This window comes from Massilia genomosp. 1, from assembly GCF_011682185.1.
In the GTDB taxonomy this organism is placed as follows: Bacteria; Pseudomonadota; Gammaproteobacteria; order Burkholderiales; family Burkholderiaceae_D; genus Telluria_A; species Telluria_A rubra.
The window spans coordinates 19,013-41,779 of sequence record NZ_WHJF01000062.1 but is presented as its reverse complement, the minus strand read 5'-3'; the positions used below and the strand labels follow the sequence as shown (position 1 = coordinate 41,779).

Sequence of the window (22,767 nt, the reverse complement as noted above, 5' to 3'; positions counted from 1 at the left end):
CCCCCGCTCCCGGAAACGATGTCAAAAGTACAGCACAAGAACGAACCCTAAAAACCCCACTACAACGCTCAAGATCACGACATACTTTGTTCAAAAACACACCCGACAAGTAGTCTGACACAGGGGGTGGTCGGCGCAGAGCAAGCCCGTGTTTGCCACCTATCCGGGCTGGATCGCCAACAAGATCGCGGGCTTTAGCGGTTCGATGTGGGCGCCCGACGTGATCCACATGAACGGTTACTACTACCTGTATTACTCGGTCTCGTTGTGGGGCACGACGACGTCGGCGATCGGCGTGGCGCGTTCGGCGTCGCTGAAAAACCCGGCGTGGACCGACCTTGGCATCGTGGTCGAATCGTTCGGCAGCCCGGCCGAAATCAATGCGATCGACCCGGCCCTGTTGCGCGACCATGACGGCAAGGTGTACATGTCGTACGGCTCGTTCTTCGGCGGGATCGGGGTGGCGCAGATCAACCAGGCCAACGGCAAGCTGGCCGGCAGCGTGACCACGGTATTGGGCGGCGGGCACCAGGATATCGAAGCGCCGTACATCACGCGCAATGGCGGGTATTACTACCTGTTCGTCAACCGCGGTGCCTGCTGCAAGCTGGCCGACAGCACCTACTATGTCGAGGTGCTGCGCGCCACCAGCGTGACGGGGCCGTATTCGGGCGCGCGCACGATCCTGCCCAACACCGACGGCAAGTACAAGGGGCCGGGCCACGTGGGGGTGCTCAAGCAGGATGGCTGCAATTTCGTCTCGACCCATTACTACGACCTGAGCGACAAGGGCAACGCCAAGCTGGACATCCTGAAGATGAGCTACAGCGGCGGCTGGCCGAGCATGACGCGCAATTTCAGCAGCTTTGCCGGCTGCGGCGGCATCAGCGACGGCGCGTATGCGATCGCGTCGCGCGCCAGCGGCAAGGTGCTGACGGTGGCCGGTGCGGCCACGGCCAACGGCGCGACGGTGCGGCAGGGCGCCGACAGCGGCGCGAAACACCAGTCGTGGTATGTGATCGGGCAGGGCGATGGCGTCTACAGCATCATCAACGCGGGCAGTTTGCGCAGCCTGGATAACTACGGTAACTCGATCACGGCGGGCACGCCCATCGCGCAGTGGGATTACTGGGCCGGCAGCGGGCAGAAGTGGCGCTTTGCCAGTCCGGCGCCGGGCTTTTACACGGTGAGCAACCAGCTGAGCGGGATGGCGCTGGACCTCAAGGGCGGCGGCGCGCAGGACAATGCGGCCGTCATCGAGTACCCGCTCAATAACGCGGCCAACCAGCAGTGGACCTTGCAGCGGCGTTAAGGCGGCGCCGGGTACATCACCAGAGGCGCTGGCCCGACACATCGAGCTGCGTCAGGTACAGCCTCAGGTCGAATTCGTACTGGTGGTAGTTCGGCTCCATGTAGCAGCACAGCTTGTAGAAAGCCTTGTCGTGCTGCTTTTCCTTGACGTGCGCCAGTTCGTGCACGGCGATCATGCGCAGAAATTCGATCGGCGCGTCCTTGAACACGGTGGCCACGCGGATCTCGTGCTTGGCCTTGAGCTTGTTGCCCTGTACGCGCGAGATGAAGGTGTGCAGGCCGAGCGCGTGCTGGATCACGTGCAGTTTGCTGTCGAACACGACCTTGTTGATCGGGTCGGCGTTGCGCAGGAATTCGGTCTTGAGGTCTTGCACGTAGTCGTACAGGGCCCGGTCGGTGCGTACCTCGTGGGCGGCGGGATAGCGCTGCTTGAGCACGTCGCCGAGCTTGTTTTGCGCGATCAGCTGGGTCACTTGCGCCTGCGTCTGTTCGGAATAGGCGCTCAGGTATTTAAGGGGTTGCATGGGGGCACTTTACCATATCGTCCCACCGGGACATGCATGAAAGCGACAGGGCGGGCGGCGAATTGGCGGCGTGGGTAGTGCATATGTTAAAGTTTAAAGAATTACAAAATGAACATATGAACCAGAATCCCTACGCGCCGCCCCAGGCCGACATGACCCAGCCGGCGCCAGCGCTGGCGACCGGTTCCGACGAGGTCTTCTATATCGTCTCGCAGCGCAAGTTCACGATCCTGTTCCTGGCGACCGTGGGCATGTATGAATTCTACTGGTTTTACAGGCAATGGGGCATGGTCCGGCAGCAACGCCGGCTTGCGAACGACCCCGGCAGCACTCTGTGGCCGGTGGCGCGCGCCGTGTTCGCCCTGCTCTTCGTCCAGTCCCTGTTCAGCGCGGTGGCCGCTCACGCGGCGGCCAGAGGGCGCCCACTGGTGTGGAACCATCAATCCCACGGTGTGGTCCTGGTCTCCTTGCTCGGCGCCACGCATGTCATGAACTGGATGCCGGACACAACCCTCAACAGCGGGTTGGTCACCGCGATCATCTTTATCCTGGTGTTCGCCACCTGCTACAGCGAATGCCTGGCGCAGGGCTATATCAACCAAAGTTGTGCCGATCCCCGGGGCGAGAGCAACAAGGAATTGACGCGGGCGAACTATATCTGGATCGCCCTCGGATGCGTGCTATGGGTGGTGCTGCTCGTGGACATGTTCATGCTCGAGGAGTTCATGGCCCTGCTCATGCCCGAGGAAGTCGATTGACGCGCCTCGCTGGCCGGGCAGGCTGCGCGTCGACAGGTGGCGGTGGTAAAGGCGGGTGACATGCAATCGATTTCAATCTGCTCAAAAAAACAACAACATCATTGTCAGATAGGCACGAGGCGAAAAGTTCTGTTAAAATTATGCAACTTTTCCTGAAAGAATTATATGACAGATAACCTTTACGCACCTCCCCAAGCCGACATGAGCAAGACGCCAGTCGCTGCCGGCTCCGATGACAGCTTCTATGTCGTCTCGCAGCGCAAGTTCACGCTGATGTTCATTTTGACGTTCTCGATGTACCAGGTGTACTGGTACTACAAGAACTGGGCCAACTACAAGAAGCAATGCCAGCTGCAAAACTCGACCGACAGCGATATCTGGCCGGTGGCACGCGCCTTTTTCGCGCTCTTCTTCATCCACGCCTTGTTCCGCCGCGTGGACCAGCACGCGGATGCGAAGCAGCGACCGCTGGGCTGGGATTTCTCGAGCCATGCCACCGGGCTGGTCGTGCTGCTCGTCGTTGCCAACGTGCTGAACGGCTTTATCACCCGCATCCTCGGCCCGTTCCTGGGCAACTTGGTCGCGCTGGCCGTGCTGGGCGGTATTGGCTACAGCATGCGCAGCGCCCAGGCGTTTATCAACAAGGCTTGCGGCGATCCGGAAGGCGCAGCCAATAACGATCTGACCACCGCCAACTATGTGTGGATGGGATTCGGCGTCTTGATGTGGTTGATGGTCATCGTCGGGATGTTCGCAACCGCGGCTCCGGTTTAAGCATGTCGTCGCGGCGGCCATCGACGCAGGTCGATGGCCGCCGCGACGTGTCATCGGGCCGGCCGTCGGCCCGCGTCAGAACAGGCGATTTTCCTTGTTCGCATCTTCAAAGCTGGCACGCGTGACATCCTCGTCGCGCAGGCCGAACGCGTAATTCGCCTCCAGCCACATCACGTTGATGATGGCGGCCGAGAGGGCAAGGCCGATCCCCAATATCCAGGCAAAATACCACATGGTCTGCTCCTAGTAAGATTCGTGTTCGTTTTCGCGGATATGCGCCGCGGTGACCTTGCCGCGCATGATCGAATACACCCAGCTGGTGTACACCACCACGATCGGGAGCATCACCACAATCACCCAGAACATCACCCCCAGGCTCTTGTGACTGGCCACCGCATCCCAGGCGGTCAGGCCGCTGCCGGGTGAGAGCGACGAGGGCATGATAAACGGGAACATGGCCGCGCCGGCCGTCAGCAGGATCGAGGCGACCGACACGCCGCTGGCCAGGAAGGCCGGCAGGCTGCGGCGCGCCGCGCACAGAAGCACCGCCAGCGCAGCGCCGAGCAGGCCCAGGACCGGGAAGGCGATCGTCAGCGGCCAGCGCGTGTAGTTATCCATCCACGCGCCGACGCCGCGCTCGACCACTTTGGCGGTCGGCATGAAGGCGCTGTCGACCGGCGGCATCGACACGATGCGAAAACCATCCATCCCCGTTGCGACCCACACGCCGGCCGCGCCGAAGGCGAGCAAGGTCAGCGCACCGGCCGCCATGGCCGCCTTGCGCGCGCGCCCGGCAATGACGTCATCGGTCTTCTGGTACAGGTAAGTGGCGCCGTGCATCGCCAGCATCGACACCCCCAGTACGCCGGCCAGCAGGCCGAAAGGATTGAACAGGCCAAAGAAGCTGCCGGTGTACTCCATGCGCATGGTGTCGTCGTAGTGGAAGGGCACGCCCTGCAGCAGGTTGCCGAAGGCGATGCCGAAGATCAGCGGCGGCACGAAGCCTCCGGTAAACAGGCCCCAGTCCCAGGCATTGCGCCAGCGCGTGTCGGCCAGCTTGCTGCGGTAGTCGAAGCCGACCGGGCGGAAGAACAGCGCGAACAGCAGCAGCATCAGCGCCACGTAAAAGCCCGAGAAGGCGGCCGCGTACACCAGCGGCCAGGCCGCGAACATGCAGCCGCCGGCGGCGATGAACCAGGTCTGGTTGCCTTCCCAGGTCGGGCCGATCACGTTGATGATGACGCGCCGTTCCATGTCGTCCTTGCCGAGGAAGGGCAGCCACATGCCGACCCCGAAGTCGAAGCCGTTGGTCAGCGCGAAGCCGATCAGCAAAATGCCGACAAAGCCCCACCAGATGACTTTGAGGGTGTCGTAGTCGAAGATCATGCGGCCTCCTTGTGTTCGAGTTCCCAGTGATATTTACCGGTATGCAGGGCGCTCGGTCCCAGGCGCGTGTACTTGATCATCAAACCCATCTCGATCACCAGCAACAGCGTGTAAAAGCCGATGAAGCCGGCCAGGCTGAAATACAGGTTCGAGGCCTGCAGCGTGGACGCCGACAAATGGGTGGGCAGGATGCCGGCGATGGTCCACGGCTGGCGGCCGTATTCGGCCACCACCCAGCCCAGTTCGGCCGCCACCCACGGCAGCGGGATCGCGACCACGGCCAGTTTCAGCAACCAGCGCTGCTGCGCCAGGCGCTTGCGGATCAGGAAGTAGAACGAGGCGCTGAAGATAAACAGGAACAGCATTCCCAGGCCGACCATGATGCGGAAGGACCAGAACAGCGGCGCCACTTTCGGCACCGTGTCGTTGACCGCCATCTTGATCTGCGCTTCGGTGGCGTCGATCACGCGCGGGGTGTACTTTTTGAGCAGCAGGCCGTAGCCCAGGTCGTCCTTCAGGCGCAGGAATTCCGCGCGCGCCTCAGGCGACTTGTCGCCGCCTTTCAGGCGCGTGAGGGCCGCGTACGACAGCATGCCGTTGCGGATGCGCTTCTCGTGCAGCTTTTTCAGGTCCTTGATGCCGGTCACCTGGGTATCGAGCGAACGGGTGGCGATCACCCCCAGCACGTAGGGAATCTTGACCGCGTAATCGGTGCGCTCCCCGGCGTCGTTGGGCAGGCCGATGAGGGTGATGCCGGCCGGCGCCGGCTCGGTTTCCCATTCGGCTTCGATGGCGGCCAGCTTGACCTTGTTCACTTCCCCGGCGGTGTAGCCCGATTCGTCGCCCAGCACGATCACCGACAGGGTCGAGGCCAGGCCGAAGCCGGCCGCGATGGCGAACGAGCGCAGGGCGAACGGCACATCGCGCGCCTTGAGCAGGTAAAAGGCCGACACCCCCAGCACGAACATCGAGGCCGTGACATAGCCGGCGGCGACGGTGTGTACGAACTTGACCTGGGCGACCGGATTGAAGATGACGTCCGAGATGCTCACCAGTTCCATGCGCATGGTTTCGAAATTGAATTCGGCGCCGACCGGGTTGTTCATCCAGCCGTTGGCGATCAGGATCCACAGGGCCGACAGGCTCGATCCGAGGGCCACCAGGAAGGTCACTCCCAGGTGCTGCACTTTCGACAAGCGCGACCAGCCGAAGAAGAACAGGCCGACAAAGGTCGATTCGAGGAAGAAGGCCATCATGCCCTCGATCGCCAGCGGGGTGCCGAAGATATCGCCCACGTAGTGCGAGTAGTAGGCCCAGTTGGTCCCGAACTGGAATTCGAGGGTGATGCCGGTGGTGACGCCCATGGCGAAGTTAATCCCGAACAGCTTGCCCCAGAACTTGGTCATGTCGCGGTAGATTTCGCGCCCGGTCATGACGTAGACCGATTCCATGATCACCAGGATCCATGACAGGCCGAGGGTGAGGGGAACGAACAGGAAGTGATACATGGCGGTCGCGGCGAACTGCAAGCGCGACAGGCTGACAACATCATCGATGGGACTCATGGCGTGGCCTTGGCAGGAACAGGTGGTGTTGGTCGGGGCGTCTCGAGCAGGTGCTGTTCGACCTGCGCGGTCGGCATGCGCATTTTTTTAACCTGGGGCGTGGAGAAAAAGGCTTTGTAGAGCATGAACAGGATGAGGGCCTTCAAAACCAGCACCAGCGTGATCGCCAGTGCGAACGGGAGGCGGTGAAGAAGGGCGCGCATCTTATTCGCCTTTGACGTTGCTCTCGCCGCTGTCGCGGTCGGCGGCTGCGGCTGCGGCTGTTGTCGCCTCGGGGGCGGCCGGCTCGGGAGCGCGCTTCTTGCGGAAGGTGCCGCGCACGGTGTCGCCCACGTTGAGCAGGGTCTTGACGGTGGAGCCCATTTTCATCAGCGAGGTGAGGGTTTCGGGCGAGAGACGCTGCACGTCGTCGAACCAGGAGCTCGATAGTTCGATCAGGTTGTACATCTCGCGCATGCGCTCCTGGGCGACGCGGTCGGCGTCGGTGGCCGGCGTTTCGAGCAGGGCGTCGCGCAGCATCGAGAGGGTCGGCTCGACTTCGCGGCGGCGGCGTTCCTCGAGCAGGGCCTTGAAGATGTCCCAGATATCCTTGGGCGGCTCGAAGTATTCGCGGCGGTCGCCCGGCTGGTGCAGTAGCTTGACCAGGCGCCAGGATTGCAGCTCCTTGAGGCCCATCGACACATTCGAGCGCGAAAACTGCAGGTGCTCGGCGATTTCGTCGGCATTGAGCGGCTTGGCCAGCACGTACAGCAAGGCGTAAATCTGCCCCACGGTGCGGTTGATGCCCCAGCGGCTGCCCATTTCGCCGAAGTGCAGGATGAATTTCTGGGCAAGTGGACTGAGATTGGTCATGTCTATAGGTCTTTGGAAGTATTGAATTTTCAGGAATTACTGAAATTATAGAAGGTTTACGAATTACGTGCAGGGAAGGGCTGGAAAGCTTGGCGGGGCAACCGGTGTCGAACCCGGTGTCAACCCGGTGTCAACCCGGTGTCAGAACCCGGTGTCAGGTCTGACATTCGGACACGAACTGAACAGCAACCCGGTGTCAGGTCTGACATTCGGACACGAACTGGACAGGCAAGCGGGTGTGTGTCCGGTTGGCTGATGCTTAATGCAACTAGTTATAAAGGATGAGGTCGTGTCCGAATGTCAGACCTGACACCGGCGGGGACAGACACCGGCGGGGACACGGACGGAATAAAGGATGAGGTCGTGTCCGAATGTCAGACCTGACACCGGCGGGGAGGGCGGGATTTATTCCTGGTGTTCGCGCAGGACTGCGTGGAACAGGGCGTTCAAGGCGGGCAGGGGCTGGGCGCGCGGCGCCGGCAACGGTTGCACCGACTCCAGCCGGGCCAGCTCGTGTTCGATGAACTCATTGAGCAAGGCGATCGGCTCGGACAGGCCCAGTTCGGGCGCGGCGCGTTTTTGCGCCAGCAGCGCATCAATCCGCGCCAGCAAATCCGGGCGATGATCGAGCAAATGCAGCAGCTTGTGGAATTCGATCGGCGCCGCCGTGCCATAACGCTCGATCCAATGCACCGACAGCAGCGCCCGCAGTACATAAAAGTACTTTTTGAGCGGGACCAGCGCGGCGCGCAAATGGTCGCCGTAATTGGTCTTGGCCATGCTGCGATAGTGATAAATCCCGCGCTCGGACGAATACAGGGCCGGCAGCAATTCGCGCGCCCCGGCGCCAAAGCCGCCGCTCTCGATATACGTGATCGGCGACTGGATCCACTCCACCATCGCCGGATTGGTTTTCCAGAGCAGGCGCAGGGCCTTGCGCAGGTCCCAGCCATTGAGGTCGATGTCGTCGACGATCGGATATTCGATCACGTCGCGCCGCTCTTCCAGATCGACCGCCAGATACCAGTCGGCCGGGCGCGCATAAATGAAACGCACATCGTAATCGCTGTTGGGCGACGCAAAACCCCAGGCGCGGCTGCCCGATTCAATCGCCAGAAGAATGCGTACGCCTTCCTCGCGCTCGGTGCGCGCCAGGCGCGTCATTATCTCGGTCCTTACCTCGTCTGGGATCATGCTGGTTCCTTGTGTTGCGCAGGCGCAGGCGACCTGCCTGTCCGGTCCGGCATTATGGCTTGATTTGCGCGAGCACGTCGGAGATCGCCTTGATCACCGCCTGCGGCTGGTCGGCCTGGATAATGTGGCCGGCGCCCGGCACCACCCGGTGCGTACTGCGCGTGGAGAGCGCCGCCATCTCCTGGTGGATCGCGTAGTTTTCCTTTTCCGTTGCCTTGTTCAGCTCACTTTGCGGCTTGCCGGGAATGGCGTACGGCGACACACCGCGCGTCAGTACCATCAGCGGCAGGTCGCCGAACGGTTTGCGCGCCGCGCGCAACTGGGCGTTGCTGACCTCGAATGCGTCTTCCTCGGCATTGCGCGCGCGCCAGTAAGCTGGCGAGGTGAGCGAGGCGAGGTAGGCTGCATTGAGGGCACGGCCGAATTGCGGCTGGACGCCACCCGTGCAGTTGGTGAACAGCTCGCTGCCGGGAACGAAGCCTTGTGCGGCCTGGGCCTCGCAGGCATTGGCGTACTCGAGGCTCCCCGCCATCATTTCCTTGAACTTGCCTTTCGAGACGACATTGATGCGGTCGATTTCATCTTCATGGTGGCCTTCGACCAGCACCAGTCCTTTGACTTCATCGGGATAGCGGTAGGTGAACAACTGCACGTTCGCGCCGCCCAGGGAGTTGCCGACCAGGACGTAAGGCGGTGCGACGCCGGCCTTGCCCAGGGCAGCGTGCAAGTCTTCCGCCACGTTGGCCGAGGTGTTCGGGCGCGGCGACGGGTCGCTGAAGCCCATGCCGGCGCGGTCGAAAACGCAGGCGCGCGTCTGCTTCGCCACCTCCGGCTGCACGTTGTGCCAGACCCACCCGCCCATGCCGGACGGCGCGTCGAAGATGACCGTGTTCGCTCCAGAACCGCTGCAGTACAGGTTCAGGCGTCGCCCGCCGATATCGACCAGTTGATTGGGGTGGGAAAACGCGAGCCCGGCATCGACCGCGCAGGGTGCCTGGGCATAGCTGGAAGCGGCGCAGACTGCGGCAATGGCGGTCACGGACAAACGCAAGGCGAAACGTGGCATGGCAAATGTCTTTCTATGTGAACGGGGATGCCGTTGGATGCGGCTTCCAGAGTTGCATAATAGATTATTTGTTATTTCTTGAGGAGATGCGGGGGCGAACTAATTTGCAAGCGCGCCTTACTGACGTTGGCTCGCCTGCCATAGGCATGTGCCCACGGCACGCGCCGCGGATGGTGCGAACCGGTGCATATATGCACGCGATCGCAGCGGTGGATTCTGTGCGCCAAGGCGGTGCGCCAAGGCGGTGCGCCAAGGCGGTGCGCCAAGGCGGTGCGCCAAGGTGCTGCGCGATGCATGCGATGGCGGCGCGCTGTCGCCGATCTGCATATGCATGCAGGTGCCTCATTCAACATCATGCCGTGCCGACCACATGTCGCTGCGCCTGACAGGTACACGCACAATCAACCGGCGGTGATCTGGCCGGCGCTGCCGTTGAACAGCGGATCGTTACTGTGGCGCGTCAAGGAGCGACAGCACACGACTGTCGCTGGCGGCCCTGCCCGGACCATCAGCGGCGTTCTTTGCGGACGGCGCCGGCACGACACGCGATGCTACCCAGGCTCCACGCCATTTGCGCATTTGCGCATTTGCGCAGGCGCGGGCCGGTGACGCCGCATGCCGGCAGTGCCACCGGAACTCAATCCGCCGCCTTGTCCTTGGGCTTTTCCTTGCTGCCCTGGTGCGCTCCCTTGGCACCGGCGGCGCCATTGCCGGCGGCGGCAGCGCGCGCCGCCGATTGCCGGCTCTCGCCACCCTTGCGGCCGATGTCGGCCATGTGCTCGCGGTTGCGGCTGACCGCTTCACCGCCTTTTTGCCCGGCTCGCCGCGCTTCTTCGGAATCGAATTCGTGCGCCGTGCCCTTTTGGTGGGCGGCCTGGCCGCCCTTGCTGGCAATCTCGCGCTGTTGGTTCTGGTCCATCGCCGCGAAGCCGCGCTTGGCCGGCCCGCTGCCGCTGCCGCTGCCGCTGCCGCTGCCGCTGCCGCTGCCGCTGCCGCTCCCGCTCTTTTGCGCGTTGCCGCTGGACGTACTGTTCTTGTTGCCTCCGCTTTCCTTGCTTGTCGCCATGTCGTTCTCCTTGTGTTTAGATATCGGAACCCCGCTCTCGTGCGTTACCGGGCTTGTGGGTTAGAGAAGTGCTCAATTCAATAGTTCCCTTGCGACGCCGCGACGCGGCGCTTAATCGGGTGGACGCGGAGCGCGGCGCGTGTTGTTATGCGGTTCTGTCGCGTCGATCGGCGTCGGCGGCGCTGTCAGGTCTTCGTCCAGTTCCTCCTTGCGCGCGGCCAGCCGTTCGCCCAGGTCGTCAAGGTCGATGCCCGATTCGAGCGCGACATCGAACATCTCCCGTTCTTCCTTGTCGATGTGGTGGGCCATTTCCTCGCCCAGCACCGTGACGGTGGCGTCGAAATGGTCGTCGTTCGGATACATCACTTCGAGCTGGCCGATCAGGTCGCGCATGCCGCTGTGCTCGACATCGGCTTCGTCCATCAGGTCGTCGTCATCGATGACCGAGCGCAGCATGGGATAGAAAATCTCTTCCTCGATCATCGAGTGCAAGGTCAGTTCGTAGCAGATCTCATCGACCAGTTCGAACTTGCGTTCGTCCTCATCGTCGCTTTCGCGCAGCGTTTCAAATTCGAGAAAAAGGCTTTTGACCTTTTCATGGTCGGCTTTCAGCAATTCGAGCGCGTCGATCGCCGCGCCGCTTTTTGGCTTACCGTGGGTAGGCATGGGTACACTCCGTGGTGGGCTGTTCGCCGGTCATTACTCCGGCTGGTGGTGGGGTGCCTGCTGGCTGTCCGGCCCGGCCGCGCTGCCGGCGCCCGGGCGGGACAGCACCTGCGGCGCGCCGGCGCCGCGCGCCAGGTCGGGCCGGGCGCCGGACAGCACGTCGCCACGCTGCCGCTGGTAGCTGCGCAAATGGTCGATGGCCGGCTCCGCCGCGCGCGCCGCGAGCGCCGCCAGCTGGAACGGATCGTTGCACGAGACCAGCGCGCGCGTTGCGTTGATGGCATCGTCATTAAGTTGCCGCGCGAGTTGCAGATTGAGCTCGCTCAGCCTGCGTAGCGCATCAACACCCGCGCGCGCCAGCTCGGTGAGAAAATGGACCTGCGTCTCGAACGGCGAGCGCATCGATGGTCTGTTTGAATAGGATGGCATGACATTCCTTGTCGTAAAACATGGGGAAGGGCGCCGTCGCGTTCAGGCGAACGTGCGTCGTGGTGACATGTGATAGACGTGACAAGGCGCGCCAAAGTTCCACGAACTTTGTGCGAAGGCGCGTTAGGTCAAGCGGGAAGGGAGTAAAAGGGCCGCCGCGAACGGGCGGCCCGGTGCTTCAGGGCAGTGATCACGCGGGAAACAGGGCAAGGCGCGTGGCTTACGCGTCCGCGACTTTGAGCACGAGCTTGCCGAAGTTCTTGCCTTCGAACAGCATTAACAGCGCTTCCGGGAAGTTCTCAAGGCCGTCGACGACGTCTTCGCGGCTTTTGAACGTGCCTTCCTGCATCCACTTGGACATGGCGGCCACGCCCAGGTGATAGCGGTCGGCGTAGTCGAACACGACGATGCCTTCCATGCGCGCACGGTTCACCAGCAGGGACAGGTAGTTGGCCGGTCCCTTGACCGGGGTGGTGTTGTTGTACTGCGAGATGGCGCCGCAGATGACGATGCGCGCGCGCAGGTTGATGCGCGTGAGCACGGTGTCGAGGATCTCGCCGCCAACGTTGTCGAAGTAGACGTCCACGCCGTTCGGGCAATGTTCTTTCAGGCCATCCTTGACGACGCTGTTCTTGTAGTCGATGCAGGCGTCGAAGCCCAGTTCATTGACCACGAAGTCGCATTTTTCCTTGCCGCCGGCAATGCCGACCACGCGGCAGCCGAGCTGCTTGGCGACCTGGCCGACCGTCATGCCGACCGCGCCCGCTGCGCCCGACACCACTACCGTTTCGCCGGCCTTCGGCTGGCCCGATTCGATCAGACCGAAATAGCCGGTCATGCCCGGCATGCCGAGCGTGTTGAGCCAGGTGGTCAGCGGCGCCATGGCCGGGAAGATCTTGTAGAAGTTGCCCGACTTGTCATCGGCCGCGCCGACCCAGTACTGCTGCACGCCGGTGCCGCCGGAGACGGTGTCGCCGACCGCGAACTTGTCCGACTTCGAGGCCACGATCACGCCCACGCCGCCGGCGCGCATGGTTTCGCCGATGGCCACCGGGCGGATGTAAGACTTGCCTTCGTTCATCCAGCCGCGCATGGCCGGATCGAGCGACAGGTACAGGACCTTGATCATGATCTCGCCCTCGTTGATCTCTCGCACCGGTTCGCTTATCTGCTCCCAGTCGCTGCGTTTCGGCATCCCGACAGGGCGGGCGGCGAGGCGGAACTGCTGGTTCATCAGTGCGGTAGTCGTCATGGCGAGTCCTTGTGTGAAGTGGTGATTGATCTACTATACCGCAATTCTGCACGGGCGTGCTTTTTTGTAATGGCGCGATTTTCCCTGACGCATGCGACAATACAAGGTTCGCAGTTCCCACGCCAATTATCACAAGACCATGACGCATCCAGAATACATATTGACCCTGTCCTGCCTCGACCAGCGCGGCATTGTGCACCGTGTTTCGGGCTTTCTCGCCGAGCATGGCTGCAACATCATCGATTCGGCCCAGTTCGGCGATGCCGAATCCAAGCTGTTTTTCATGCGCGTCCATTTTGCGCTGGAGGAAGGCGCGGTCGGCGACGCCGTGCTGCGCGCCGATTTCGAGGCCCTGTGCATGCAGATGGGCATGAACGGCCAGTTGCACGACGCCCGCGCCAAGCCGCGCGTGATGTTGATGGTCTCAAAAATCGGGCATTGCCTGAACGACTTGCTGTTTCGCTACAAGAGCGGTCTGCTGCCGGTGGAAATTCCGGCCATTGTCTCGAACCACATGGATTTTTACCAGTTGGCGGCCAGCTACAACATTCCTTTCCACCACTTGCCGCTGGCCACCGGCGCGGATGCGGCGGCCAAGCAGGCGCAGGAAGCGCGCGTGCTCGACCTGATGCACACGCACAAGATCGACCTGGTGGTGCTGGCGCGTTACATGCAGATCCTGTCGCCGGGCTTGTGCGAGGCGATGCGCGGCAAGGCGATCAATATCCACCATTCGTTCTTGCCGAGTTTTAAAGGCGCCAAACCGTATGCACAGGCGCACCACCGCGGCGTGAAGCTGATCGGCGCGACCGCGCACTTCGTGACCGGCGACCTCGATGAAGGACCGATCATCGAGCAGGATGTCGAGCGGGTCGATCACGCGATGGATGCCGACACCCTCAGCGCGATCGGGCGCGACGTCGAATGCGTGGTGCTGGCGCGCGCGGTGAAATGGTTTGTGGAGCACCGCATTTTGCAAAATGGCGACAAGACTGTCGTGTTCAAATAAATTGAAGAAGTTAAACACAGAAGTTAAAGGCAGGCGTATCAATGGCACTTAAAGCGACAATTTACAAGGCAGAGCTGCAGATTGCGGACATGGACCGCAATTACTACCAGGAGCACATCCTGACGCTGGCGCGGCATCCTTCCGAAACCGACGAGCGGATGATGATCCGCCTGCTCGCGTTTGCGATCCACGCGAGCGAATCGCTGACCTTCACCAAGGGCCTGTTCGATACCGACGAACCGGACCTGTGGCAAAAAGACCTGACCGGCGCGATCGAACTGTGGATCGAGGTCGGGCAGCCCGACGAAAAACGCCTGATGAAAGCGTGCGGCCGCAGCGAACGCGTGATCGTGTACAGCTACAGCGCGACCAGCCATATCTGGTACAAGCAGATCGCCAACAAACTCGAACGGGCCAAGAACCTGACCGTGGTTAACATCCCGGCCGACGCCAGCGCGCAGCTGGAAGCACTGGCGCAGCGCAATATGCAGCTGCAATGCACGATCCAGGATGGCCAGATCTACCTGACCGACAGCGTACACACGGTGTTGATCGAGCGCGAGGATTTCAAGGCCCTGCGTTAAACCGGCGTGGCGCAACTGCCGCACGTAGCGCTCCTTGTGGGCAAGCCCCAGGCCGGCTGTCGCCGGCGCAAGGCGGGAACGCCCGTCGCTCAGGCTGCCCGGTTCTTCTGTCCGGCGCGATTGCGGCGCCGTGCCATGCCTGCCAGCAGCGCCAGTTCCGCCAGGGTCATCGCATACGTGTGCGGTTCCGGCACCGCCTCGGTGTACGCCGTCAGCAGCAGCGGGTCCTTCAGCTCCATTACCGCGCCCCAGAAGCCGTAGTGGTTGCGCGGGCCCGTGTCGGGGTCGAACGTGGTCCAGATGGCCGGCGATGCCGCGCCGTACGCGTAGCCCTCGAAGGTGACATCGAACGCGCCGGCCTGATCGAGCACGCCGCTGGCGAAGCTCATGTCGCCCACTCCCTGTAAATTGCTGGCCTCGTAACTGCCCGATGCCAGATACGCCGCCGGTGGCGGCGTCCTGCGCCGTGGCCCAGGCGTTGGCGATCGACTCGGCGCCGCCGGGGCGTCCCGATCCGTCCGGCGAGCGCCCGATGCGCAGGTCACCGACAAAGCCGCCGGACCAGCATCTCCGCCTGCGGCGACCAGCTGGTGTCGAAAGTGAGGCTGGCCGTTTCGATACGGAGCACGTTCGCGTATGCGCACTGCGAAGCGAACAAGGCGGCGACATTGGCGGCTGTGATGGCGATATGCCGGGCGGACAAGGGCATGGTCATTCCTTCGGAGCGGGCGTGCCGGACCGGGCGTCCCGGACAGGGCGTCCCCGACAGGGCGTCCCGGACTGGGCGTCCCGGACAGGGCGTCCCGGACTGGGCGTCTTCAAATAGTACGTCAAGCGCCAATGCAAAATTATCTTTTTGTAACTTTTGCTTTATCATCAAAACGCCAAATGCCGCGTGGCACCTAGTCCTTTTGGCGCTGGAGGTATCGCCCCGAACGCAGCATCGCTGCGATATAATTCACCCCATGAATATGAAGTCGACAAAGTGGCGCCTGCAAATCTGGATCGCGTGTCTCGCGATCCTGATGAACGTGCTCGCGCCGTCGGTTTCGCATGCGCTGGCGGCCGTTCGCGCCGATTCTCCCGGCGCCGATATCTGCTTCACCGATGCCGGCATGCGCGCCGCCCCCGCCGTCGAAGCCATCAGCTTCGTCGCCGACCAGCTCAAGCACTCCGAAGCGGGCATGATGCAGGACTGCGGCTACTGCCTTCCGCACGCCGGCAGTTACTCGCTGATGCCGAACCAGATCACGGGCATGGCCATCCTCGGCGGTCATGAGCTGCGCCCGTTCCTGTTCTACCGCGCGCCGCAGCCGCTGCTCGCGCTCACCGCCGCCCCGCCGCGCGGCCCGCCTTCCGTTCCCTGATAGTGCTTGCGGCGCCGCGCGCGCCGCACCCTCGCGACCTCGCGCGCCTGCCCGGCAGGCCCGCGTCTCCAGAATCGCGTTTCAAGACCTATTACAGAGAACCATCATGAAAAAGAATTTTTATGCGCTGATCGCCTTGTGCGCGCTCGCCTCGTCCGCCTTCGCCCAGATTCAAGTCGACGCCCCGTGGGCACGCGCCACCGTGCCGGTCCAGAAAACCAGCGGCGCCTTCATGCAACTGCTGTCGGCCAAGGATGCGCGCCTCGTCGCCGCCAGCTCGCCGCTGGCCGGCGCCGTCGAAATGCACAAGATGGACATGAAGGGCGACCAGATGAAAATGGAGCAGGTCGACGGCATCGACCTGCCCGCCGGCAAAGCGGTCAAGCTGGCCTCGGGCGGCTACCACTTCATGCTGATCGACCTGAAACGCCAGCTCAAGGCGGGCGACGCCGTGCCGCTGACGTTGACCGTCGAATACCCGAACAAGAAACGTGAATCGATGACCATCCAGGTTCCCGTCAAGCCGCTGAACTTTGTCAGCCAAGCCGGTGCGCACGCCGGCCACTGAACTTGATACTTTACCCAACCTGGACCCCATCATGAACATTCGCATTCTCTTGGCCTGCGCAGTCCTGGCCGCGCCGCTCGCGCACGCCCACGTGACGCTCGAACAAACCAGCGCCAACGCCGGCGCTTACCAAAAACTGACTTTCCGTGTCGGCCACGGTTGCAAGGGCAGCCCGACCCATACGCTCGTCGTGACCCTGCCCGACGGCTTCGATGGCGCCAAGCCGATGCCCAAAACCGGCTGGGCCTTGAGCGGCACGGCCAACCAGGTCACCTGGAAAGGCGGCCCGCTGCCCGATGCGCATTACGACGAATTCGTCATGCAGGTCAAGCTGCCCGCCAGCGTCGGCAAGCACTACTTCAAGGTCACGCAGCTGTGCGACCAGGGCCGCATGGACTGGGACGCGGTTCCCGACGCCAGCGGCACCAAGCTGGCCTCGCCCGCACCGTTTATCGAGATTACCCCCGCCGTCGCCGGCGCACCGCACCACTAAGGGCTTGCCATGAAAACGTTTATGACCAGCGCGCCGGCGCTGGGGATCCTGCTCGCCTGTACCTCCACCGCGGCGCAGGCGACGCACACCCCCGACAAGCTGCCGGTGGTGACCGTCAACGGCGGCCGTCCCAGCTCCTTGCCGACCCAGATTCCGACCACGATCGAGAGTATCAGCGGCGCCCAGGTGGAACAGCGCATCAACGCCACCGACAGCGAAGACGCGCTCAAATACTTCCCCAGCCTGAATGTGCGCAAGCGCTACATCGGCGACTACGACCATGCGGTGCTGGCCAGCCGCGCGTCCGGCACCGGCAACAGCGCGCGTTCGCTGGTGTACGCCGACGGCATCCTGCTCTCTAACCTGCTCGGCAACGGCGCCACCTTCACCCCGCGCTGGGGCATGGTCTCGCCCGAGGAAATCGAGCGCGTCGATGTGCTGTACGGGCCGTTTTCGGCCGCCTATCCGGGTAATTCGGCCGGCGCCGTGGTCGACTTCCAGACCCGCATGCCGACCCGCCTGGAAGTACACGCGAAGCTGTCCGCCTTCAGCCAGCGCTATCGCCAGTACGCTACCGACGACCGCTACGGCGGAGGGCAGGGCAGCGCCTCGGTCGGCAACCGCCAGGGCGCGTGGTCGTGGTGGGTCGATCTGTCGCGTCTCGACAGCCGCGGCCAGCCGATCGCGTTCGCCAACAAGCTTACGTCAAGCGGCGTAATCAGCGCGGGCGGGCTGCCGGTCACCGGCGCCGTGCCGGACAAGAATCCGGCCAACAAGGATTGGCTGATCATCGGCGCCAGCGGCCAGTCGCACACGGTGCAGGACCACGCCAAGATCAAGCTTGCCTACGATGTATCGCCGGTGCTGCGCGCCAGCTACACGCTGGGATGGTGGGGCAACGACGCCCACCGCGCCGCCGACACCTACCTGCGCGACGCGAATGGCGCGCCGGTCTATCGTGGCGACGCCAACGGTTTCATCAACATGGGCGGCAAGCGCTATGAGCTCAAGGCGTCCGACCTGGCGCCCACCATCGGCAAGCTCGAACACCTGATGCACGGCTTCTCGCTCAAGCAGCACAGCAAGGGTGTGTGGGACTGGGAAGTGGCGGCCAGCAGATACGACTACGCCAGGGATATGGTGCGTACGCCCGTGGTGCCGGTCGCCGGCATCGGCCAGTCCGGGCGCGGCAACGTGACCGACATGGGCGGCAGCGGCTGGACCACCCTGGCGCTCAAGGGCATCTGGCGCCCGACGCCGGCCCACGTTGTCGACATGGGCGTGCAGAGCGACAGCGCGGCCCTGCGCACGCGCGTGTTTTCAAGCAGCGACTGGATCGGCGCGGGCGACGGCGCCACCGTCTCCACCTTCAATGGCAACACGCGCCTGCAAAGCCTGTACGCGCAGGACACCTGGCGCTTCGCGCCGCAGTGGAAGACCACGCTCGGCATGCGCGCGGAGCGCTGGAGCGCGTACGGCGGCGAAATGTCGAACGCCGCCTCGGTGGCGCCGCTGCCGTTCGGCGAGCGCACGGAAACGAGCTGGTCGCCGAAAGCGGCGCTGGCCTGGCAGGCCACGGACGAGTGGGCGTTCAAGGCCTCGGCCGGGCGCGCGGTGCGCAATCCGACCGCAGCGGAACTGTTCCAGGGATCGATCGTCGACCAGCAGATCGTCAATCGCGATCCGAACCTGCGCGCCGAGCGCTCCTGGACGGGCGAGCTGAGCGCCGAACGGGTGACCAGCGACACCTCGCTGCGCGCCACCCTGTTCCACGAAACCACGCGCGACGCCTTGTACTCGCAAGCGCTGACCAACCTGGTAAACACGGTGCAAAACGTCGACAAGATCCGTACCAACGGGCTGGAAATGGCATGGCAGGGCGACGACGTGCTGGTACACGGCCTGACCATCAACAGCAGCCTGACCTACGCCGATTCGACCATCGCGCAAAACCGCGGCTTTGCGGCCAGTGTCGGCAAACGCCAGCCGCGCGTGCCGCAGTGGCGCGCCAACCTGCTGACCACTTACCACCTGGGTCGGGACTGGGTCGGCAGCGTGGGCGTGCGCTACAGCGGCAAGCAATACGGCACGCTCGATAACACCGATCCGAACGGTGCCACCTACATGGGCGTATCCGACTATCTGGTGGCCGACCTGCGGGTGCGCTACAAGATCAACAAGCAGTGGAGCGCGGCGCTCGGGATCGACAACGTGAACAATGCGCGCTACTGGGCCTTCCACCCGTACACCCAGCGCACGGCGGTGGCGGAACTGCGCTTCGACCTGTAAGGGTCAGCGCGGCGGCGCATCGCCGATGCGGCGCGTGGTGCCGGAACCGGCCACCGACTTGCTCACTGTCGGGTCGCCATAGTATTTGACGCCGCCCGAGCCGGCAATCGAGGCACTCAGGCTGACGCTGGCCCACACGGTCGCCTCGCCGGAGCCGGCCACGCTGATTTTTGCGTCGCGCGCCTTGACCTTGCCCAGGTCGACGTCGCCCGAGCCGCCGATTGAAATCGACGCCTTGTTCAGCGTTCCGGGGCCGCTCGACAGGCTGCCGCTGCCACCGACGGCGATGACGGCGTTGTCCGCTTCGATGCCCTTGATGACGATGCTGCCCGATCCGCCGACGTTGATGGTGATCTTGTCGCCGCGCAGGGCGTCGGCATCGATGCTGCCGGCGCCGCCGATCGACAGGTGATCGACTTTTTTGGCCTGCACCACGATCTTGATGTTGCGCGACTGCAGATTGAGGTTGCGTTTATTGGGGCGCAGCTGCAGCGTGCCGTCTTCGATCACCGCTTCGATCAGCGGCAGCAGGTTGTCGTCGGCTTCGATGGTGACGCCTTCGGTGTCGCCGATGCGCACTTCCACCTTCGCCGGCAGGCTCACGCCCACGCCGGTGAAGTGGCCCAGCGCGCGCGCCTGGCGTTTGATGATGGTGCTGCCCTGGACCTTTTCGCCCCCGAACCAAGCGCCGGCCGCCTGGCTGGCGGGCAGCGCGCAGGCGAGAACGGCGGCCAAGGCAAGGTGGCGCAGGGCGAAACGGGCTGTCGGTGCTGGGCTCATGGCGGCTTCCTCTATATGGATGATCGGACGGTGTTCCTGATCAGCATAATAGGCAAGCCGGCGGCGCGCGGCGCGCCGTTTGCGACAGACTGCGGCGCGCGCCGGACAGGCTGCAATTTAGCGCGATGGAGCGGCCGGGCCAATCCGTCCGTGCTGTTCCAGCCAGCCGAGCGCCCCTTCCCACAGCGGCGTGCAGTGGGCCTTGAAGTAGCCCATGTGGCCGATCGGCCCCAGGCCGGCCTGGCGCGGATCGATGTCGGTCGATTGCCAGCCGGCGTTGCGGTAAGCCGACATGAAGGCGTTGCGCGAGGGCGGGCGCGCCCACAGGTCGTCGAGCGCGTTGCAGGCCATGATCAGACTGCGCACGCTCGCGTACGCGGCGGCGATGTGGGCCATCTGCGGGTCCTGGAAAAAATAGCGCGGAAAGGTACACCAGCGTTTCCACTGGCGGTACACATCGATCGGCAGGTCTTCGCCCATGCCCATCCAGTTCCAGGCCAGGTAGCCCTTGATGCGCACGATGACCGGGCCGGCCACGCGCCACATCAGCAGCACGCGCAGGCGCTCGGCCGGCGGCATCCAGCCATGCCAGCCGGCGCCGGTGGCGAAGGTGTACAGGCCGTCCACCTTGTCGTGGTTGGGCAAGAGGCCAAAGGCGTGGCCGCCGTAGGAGTGGCCCACCATATACAAGGGCAGTCCGGGCGCGCTCATGGCGTCGACGGCGGCGGCCAGGTCCTGGCGGCCCCAGTCCAGGTAATCCATGCGAAAGCCCTTGAGCGAGGCCGGTTTGGACAGGCCGATGCCGCGATAATCGAGCGTCATCACGTTGTAGCCGCAACTGCTGGCGTATTGCGCGAAGCGCCGGTAAAAGCCCTGCGGCACGCCGGTGGCGCCGGCCACCACCAGGTGAGCGCGCGTGGCCCCGGCGGCCGGGTAGCGCAACGCCGCGATCGGGTAGCCGTCGGCGGTGGTCAGGGTCAGCGATTCGGCTTCGACAGGCTTACTCATGATCGGGCTCCTTGGGGCGCTGCAGTTTCAAGTAGGTGAGCAGGGCGGCGCTGACCAGCGCCATCGGTTCCGGCGTGCCGGCCACGCGCGCTTGCAGCAGGCCACCTTCGTAGGCGGCCAGCAGCAGGGCCGCCGAGGCGTGGGCGCTGGCCGCTTCGTAACCGGCGTTGACCAGGCCCGTGGCGATGCGCTCGCGCACCGCCACGAAACCCCTGGCCAGCGCCGCGCGGATCGCCACGTCGTCGGCGGTGGTTTCCAGCGCGATGGTGGCCAGCGGGCAGCCGCGTTCGTAGTGGCTGGCGTCGAGCCGCTTCTGGGCGCCGTTAATCCAGGTCATCAGCGCCGCGCCCGGATCGCCGCTGGCGGCCATGCTCGCTTCCATGCTGTCGCACAGGCGCGCAATCGTGACTTCGATGGCGGCCACCGCCAGTTCGGTCTTGCCGCCCGGGAAATGATGGTAGAGCACGCCTTTGGGCGCGTCGGCGGCGGCCAGCAGTTCGGTCAGGCCGCTGCCGTGCAGGCCGCGCCGTTGCAGGGCGTCGATCATGGCGCCGATGAGGCGCTGTTTGGCATCGCTTGTTTTCATGCAGCCGATCCTATAGACCGATCGGTCCAGGCGCAACACATATTTCTCGGGGGTAGAGGAGGGGCGCTAAATGGGCCGGCAGGCGGTATCATGTGGCATTGCAATGCATTTTCACTGGAACCACATGCTGATCATCACCATCAAACAGGGCAAGGAAAAGAGCCTGCTCGCCGGCGAGCCCTGGATTTACGCCTCCGCCATCGAGAAAGTCGACGGCAAGCCGAACGAAAAAATGAAGGCCGGCGGCACCGCCATCGTACAGTCGTCGTCGACCAAATTCCTGGCGCGCGCCGCCTACAATTCCAAGTCGCAGATCCGGGCGCGGGTGTGGACCTTCGACGAAGGCGAGCCGGTCGACCATGCGCTGATCAAGCGGCGTGTCAAAGCGGCGCTGGCGAAAAGCGCGGCGGCGGCGAAAAAGGCGCGCCCGGACCAGGTGGTCAAGCTGGTCAACGCCGAGGCGGATCTTTTGCCGGGTTTGCTGGTGGAGCAGTACGGCGGCAAAGACGGTTATCTGATCTGCGAATTCCAGGCGGCCGGCGTGGACGCGTGGAAGGTGCCGATCGTGCAGACCCTGATCGCCGAAACCGGTTGCCGCAATGTCTATGAGCGCGCCGATGAACTGGTGCGCAAGGGTGAAGGCTTGGCGTTCGTGGAAGGCGCGCTGGCCGGCGATGAGCCGCCCGATGAAGTGCCGGTGACCGAGAATGGCGTCAAGTTCGCGCTCGATTTGAAGACGGGCGAGCGCTACAAGTTCCGTTGAGCGCGGCTGGCTCGGGAAAGCATGCTCAACCCGCATGCATGAATTTTTCAGGCATTCCAATCGCTGACGTGGTTCTCGCTAACTGGGCCGGCTTGCGTGCCGGCCTCCGGCTATTGGAAACATCGGTGATCGCCTATCGTCACACAGTGTGGGTTATTCCCAGGTCAAGCCCGCGCAATCGTTACGCCTGCCTGGTGCTGGCCACATTCGCCGAGGGCGATGCGACGACGTACCTGCTGGCGCCGATCTATAAGTGCGGCAACAAGGGACGCTGGGGCGCTTCGGATATCGAGTGCGGCGACAGCTTACATCCCCCGTTGCCCGACTATCAATTCTATCCATCGCCTCCAGCGATCGGGGAGTTGCGTGACTTTACTGCTCAAATTGGATTTTTCTTTGACGGTAGCGACACTGAATTGATCGAGTCATTTGGCTTTGAACCAACATAACAGGCTTGCCTGACTGGCGCAGTTCTGG

The 22,767-nt window shown here is 63.4% G+C and carries 28 protein-coding genes; 11 read left to right on the top strand and 17 right to left on the bottom strand.

The genetic code is table 11. The features are described 5' to 3' along the window. Window positions 1–148: 148 nt before the first annotated feature. Entirely contained in the window at window positions 149–1,312 is a 1,164-nt protein-coding gene (locus tag F1735_RS38280; RefSeq protein ID WP_373888561.1) for a family 43 glycosylhydrolase, read from the top strand. 16 nt (window positions 1,313–1,328) lie between these two features. On the opposite strand, the gene F1735_RS21315 is transcribed toward F1735_RS38280, so the two are convergent. Beyond that, the gene (locus F1735_RS21315) at window positions 1,329–1,835 is read right to left on the bottom strand and encodes a YgjP-like metallopeptidase domain-containing protein (RefSeq protein ID WP_167238817.1); all 507 of its coding nucleotides are present in this window, start codon (window positions 1,833–1,835) and stop codon (window positions 1,329–1,331) included. Window positions 1,836–1,951: 116 nt separating this feature from the next. Between F1735_RS21315 and F1735_RS21310 the strand changes: the two genes are divergently transcribed. Both F1735_RS21310 and F1735_RS21305 read left to right on the top strand, forming a co-directional pair. After that, on the top strand, window positions 1,952–2,593 hold the full coding sequence (locus F1735_RS21310; RefSeq protein ID WP_167238816.1) for a hypothetical protein: 642 nt from the start codon (window positions 1,952–1,954) through the stop codon (window positions 2,591–2,593). A 165-nt stretch (window positions 2,594–2,758) separates the two neighbouring features. Further along, the gene (locus tag F1735_RS21305) at window positions 2,759–3,367 is read left to right on the top strand and encodes a hypothetical protein (RefSeq protein ID WP_167238815.1); all 609 of its coding nucleotides are present in this window, start codon (window positions 2,759–2,761) and stop codon (window positions 3,365–3,367) included. Window positions 3,368–3,442: 75 nt separating this feature from the next. Here the strand turns inward: F1735_RS21305 and cydX are convergent, their stop codons facing one another. The 11 genes from cydX to F1735_RS21250 form a co-directional block, all read right to left on the bottom strand. Next, window positions 3,443–3,601, bottom strand: coding sequence for a cytochrome bd-I oxidase subunit CydX (cydX, locus tag F1735_RS21300; RefSeq protein ID WP_167238814.1), 159 nt, complete (start codon window positions 3,599–3,601; stop codon window positions 3,443–3,445). 9 nt (window positions 3,602–3,610) lie between these two features. Beyond that, complete coding sequence (cydB, locus tag F1735_RS21295; RefSeq protein ID WP_167238813.1) at window positions 3,611–4,753, bottom strand: cytochrome d ubiquinol oxidase subunit II; 1,143 nt, start codon at window positions 4,751–4,753, stop codon at window positions 3,611–3,613. Beyond that, entirely contained in the window at window positions 4,750–6,318 is a 1,569-nt protein-coding gene (locus tag F1735_RS21290; RefSeq protein WP_167238812.1) for a cytochrome ubiquinol oxidase subunit I, read from the bottom strand. Before F1735_RS21290 ends, cydB begins: the two co-directional genes overlap by 4 nt. Continuing rightward, the gene (gene cydP / locus F1735_RS21285) at window positions 6,315–6,521 is read right to left on the bottom strand and encodes a cytochrome oxidase putative small subunit CydP (RefSeq protein ID WP_167238811.1); all 207 of its coding nucleotides are present in this window, start codon (window positions 6,519–6,521) and stop codon (window positions 6,315–6,317) included. The genes F1735_RS21290 and cydP overlap by 4 nt, the downstream gene beginning before the upstream one ends. Before the next feature lies 1 nt (window position 6,522). Further along, a complete protein-coding gene (locus F1735_RS21280) occupies window positions 6,523–7,170 on the bottom strand; it encodes a GbsR/MarR family transcriptional regulator (RefSeq protein WP_167238810.1) in 648 nt (215 codons plus the stop codon). Window positions 7,171–7,575: 405 nt separating this feature from the next. Further along, complete coding sequence (locus tag F1735_RS21275) at window positions 7,576–8,364, bottom strand: nucleotidyltransferase domain-containing protein (RefSeq protein WP_167238809.1); 789 nt, start codon at window positions 8,362–8,364, stop codon at window positions 7,576–7,578. A 52-nt stretch (window positions 8,365–8,416) separates the two neighbouring features. Further along, window positions 8,417–9,430 (bottom strand): alpha/beta fold hydrolase, encoded by a 1,014-nt coding sequence (locus F1735_RS21270; RefSeq protein WP_167238808.1) that lies wholly within the window; start codon window positions 9,428–9,430, stop codon window positions 8,417–8,419. A 637-nt stretch (window positions 9,431–10,067) separates the two neighbouring features. After that, window positions 10,068–10,496: a KGG domain-containing protein gene (locus tag F1735_RS21265; RefSeq protein ID WP_167238807.1), complete on the bottom strand. Its 429-nt coding sequence runs from the start codon at window positions 10,494–10,496 to the stop codon at window positions 10,068–10,070. Between the two features lie 111 nt (window positions 10,497–10,607). After that, window positions 10,608–11,162 carry a hemerythrin domain-containing protein gene (locus F1735_RS21260; protein ID WP_167238806.1) on the bottom strand — a complete coding sequence of 185 codons (555 nt, stop codon included), beginning with the start codon at window positions 11,160–11,162 and terminating at the stop codon, window positions 10,608–10,610. Window positions 11,163–11,195: 33 nt separating this feature from the next. Next, a complete protein-coding gene (locus tag F1735_RS21255; RefSeq protein WP_167238805.1) occupies window positions 11,196–11,591 on the bottom strand; it encodes a phasin family protein in 396 nt (131 codons plus the stop codon). 220 nt (window positions 11,592–11,811) lie between these two features. Beyond that, window positions 11,812–12,843 carry an NADP-dependent oxidoreductase gene (locus F1735_RS21250; protein ID WP_167238804.1) on the bottom strand — a complete coding sequence of 344 codons (1,032 nt, stop codon included), beginning with the start codon at window positions 12,841–12,843 and terminating at the stop codon, window positions 11,812–11,814. A 139-nt stretch (window positions 12,844–12,982) separates the two neighbouring features. Between F1735_RS21250 and purU the strand changes: the two genes are divergently transcribed. Both purU and F1735_RS21240 read left to right on the top strand, forming a co-directional pair. Next, window positions 12,983–13,852 (top strand): formyltetrahydrofolate deformylase, encoded by an 870-nt coding sequence (purU, locus tag F1735_RS21245; RefSeq protein WP_167238803.1) that lies wholly within the window; start codon window positions 12,983–12,985, stop codon window positions 13,850–13,852. 41 nt (window positions 13,853–13,893) lie between these two features. Next, window positions 13,894–14,436, top strand: a complete 543-nt coding sequence (locus F1735_RS21240) for a YaeQ family protein (protein WP_167238802.1) — start codon at window positions 13,894–13,896, stop codon at window positions 14,434–14,436. 89 nt (window positions 14,437–14,525) lie between these two features. Here the strand turns inward: F1735_RS21240 and F1735_RS21235 are convergent, their stop codons facing one another. Both F1735_RS21235 and F1735_RS21230 read right to left on the bottom strand, forming a co-directional pair. Then, window positions 14,526–14,825 (bottom strand): PEP-CTERM sorting domain-containing protein, encoded by a 300-nt coding sequence (locus F1735_RS21235; RefSeq protein WP_167238801.1) that lies wholly within the window; start codon window positions 14,823–14,825, stop codon window positions 14,526–14,528. A 152-nt stretch (window positions 14,826–14,977) separates the two neighbouring features. Continuing rightward, on the bottom strand, window positions 14,978–15,145 hold the full coding sequence (locus F1735_RS21230) for a hypothetical protein (protein WP_167238800.1): 168 nt from the start codon (window positions 15,143–15,145) through the stop codon (window positions 14,978–14,980). A gap of 262 nt (window positions 15,146–15,407) precedes the next feature. Here F1735_RS21230 and F1735_RS21225 point away from each other — a divergent pair, with 262 nt between their 5' ends. From F1735_RS21225 to F1735_RS21210, 4 genes are all read left to right on the top strand, one after another. Beyond that, window positions 15,408–15,803 (top strand): DUF2946 domain-containing protein, encoded by a 396-nt coding sequence (locus F1735_RS21225; protein ID WP_167238799.1) that lies wholly within the window; start codon window positions 15,408–15,410, stop codon window positions 15,801–15,803. A gap of 106 nt (window positions 15,804–15,909) precedes the next feature. Next, window positions 15,910–16,371 (top strand): copper chaperone PCu(A)C, encoded by a 462-nt coding sequence (locus F1735_RS21220; RefSeq protein WP_167238798.1) that lies wholly within the window; start codon window positions 15,910–15,912, stop codon window positions 16,369–16,371. A 31-nt stretch (window positions 16,372–16,402) separates the two neighbouring features. Beyond that, window positions 16,403–16,864: a YcnI family copper-binding membrane protein gene (locus F1735_RS21215; RefSeq protein WP_167238797.1), complete on the top strand. Its 462-nt coding sequence runs from the start codon at window positions 16,403–16,405 to the stop codon at window positions 16,862–16,864. Between the two features lie 9 nt (window positions 16,865–16,873). Further along, window positions 16,874–19,153 carry a TonB-dependent receptor gene (locus tag F1735_RS21210; RefSeq protein WP_229505886.1) on the top strand — a complete coding sequence of 760 codons (2,280 nt, stop codon included), beginning with the start codon at window positions 16,874–16,876 and terminating at the stop codon, window positions 19,151–19,153. 3 nt (window positions 19,154–19,156) lie between these two features. On the opposite strand, the gene F1735_RS21205 is transcribed toward F1735_RS21210, so the two are convergent. The 3 genes from F1735_RS21205 to F1735_RS21195 form a co-directional block, all read right to left on the bottom strand. Then, on the bottom strand, window positions 19,157–19,933 hold the full coding sequence (locus F1735_RS21205; RefSeq protein WP_167238796.1) for a head GIN domain-containing protein: 777 nt from the start codon (window positions 19,931–19,933) through the stop codon (window positions 19,157–19,159). 117 nt (window positions 19,934–20,050) lie between these two features. Then, complete coding sequence (locus F1735_RS21200) at window positions 20,051–20,941, bottom strand: alpha/beta hydrolase family protein (protein WP_167238795.1); 891 nt, start codon at window positions 20,939–20,941, stop codon at window positions 20,051–20,053. Then, window positions 20,934–21,527 carry a TetR/AcrR family transcriptional regulator gene (locus tag F1735_RS21195; protein WP_167238794.1) on the bottom strand — a complete coding sequence of 198 codons (594 nt, stop codon included), beginning with the start codon at window positions 21,525–21,527 and terminating at the stop codon, window positions 20,934–20,936. The genes F1735_RS21200 and F1735_RS21195 overlap by 8 nt, the downstream gene beginning before the upstream one ends. A 124-nt stretch (window positions 21,528–21,651) precedes the next feature. Between F1735_RS21195 and F1735_RS21190 the strand changes: the two genes are divergently transcribed. Continuing rightward, window positions 21,652–22,290: an SAM-dependent methyltransferase gene (locus tag F1735_RS21190; protein WP_167238793.1), complete on the top strand. Its 639-nt coding sequence runs from the start codon at window positions 21,652–21,654 to the stop codon at window positions 22,288–22,290. A gap of 38 nt (window positions 22,291–22,328) precedes the next feature. After that, on the top strand, window positions 22,329–22,739 hold the full coding sequence (locus tag F1735_RS21185; RefSeq protein ID WP_167238792.1) for a hypothetical protein: 411 nt from the start codon (window positions 22,329–22,331) through the stop codon (window positions 22,737–22,739). The last annotated feature ends 28 nt before the right edge of the window (window positions 22,740–22,767 follow it).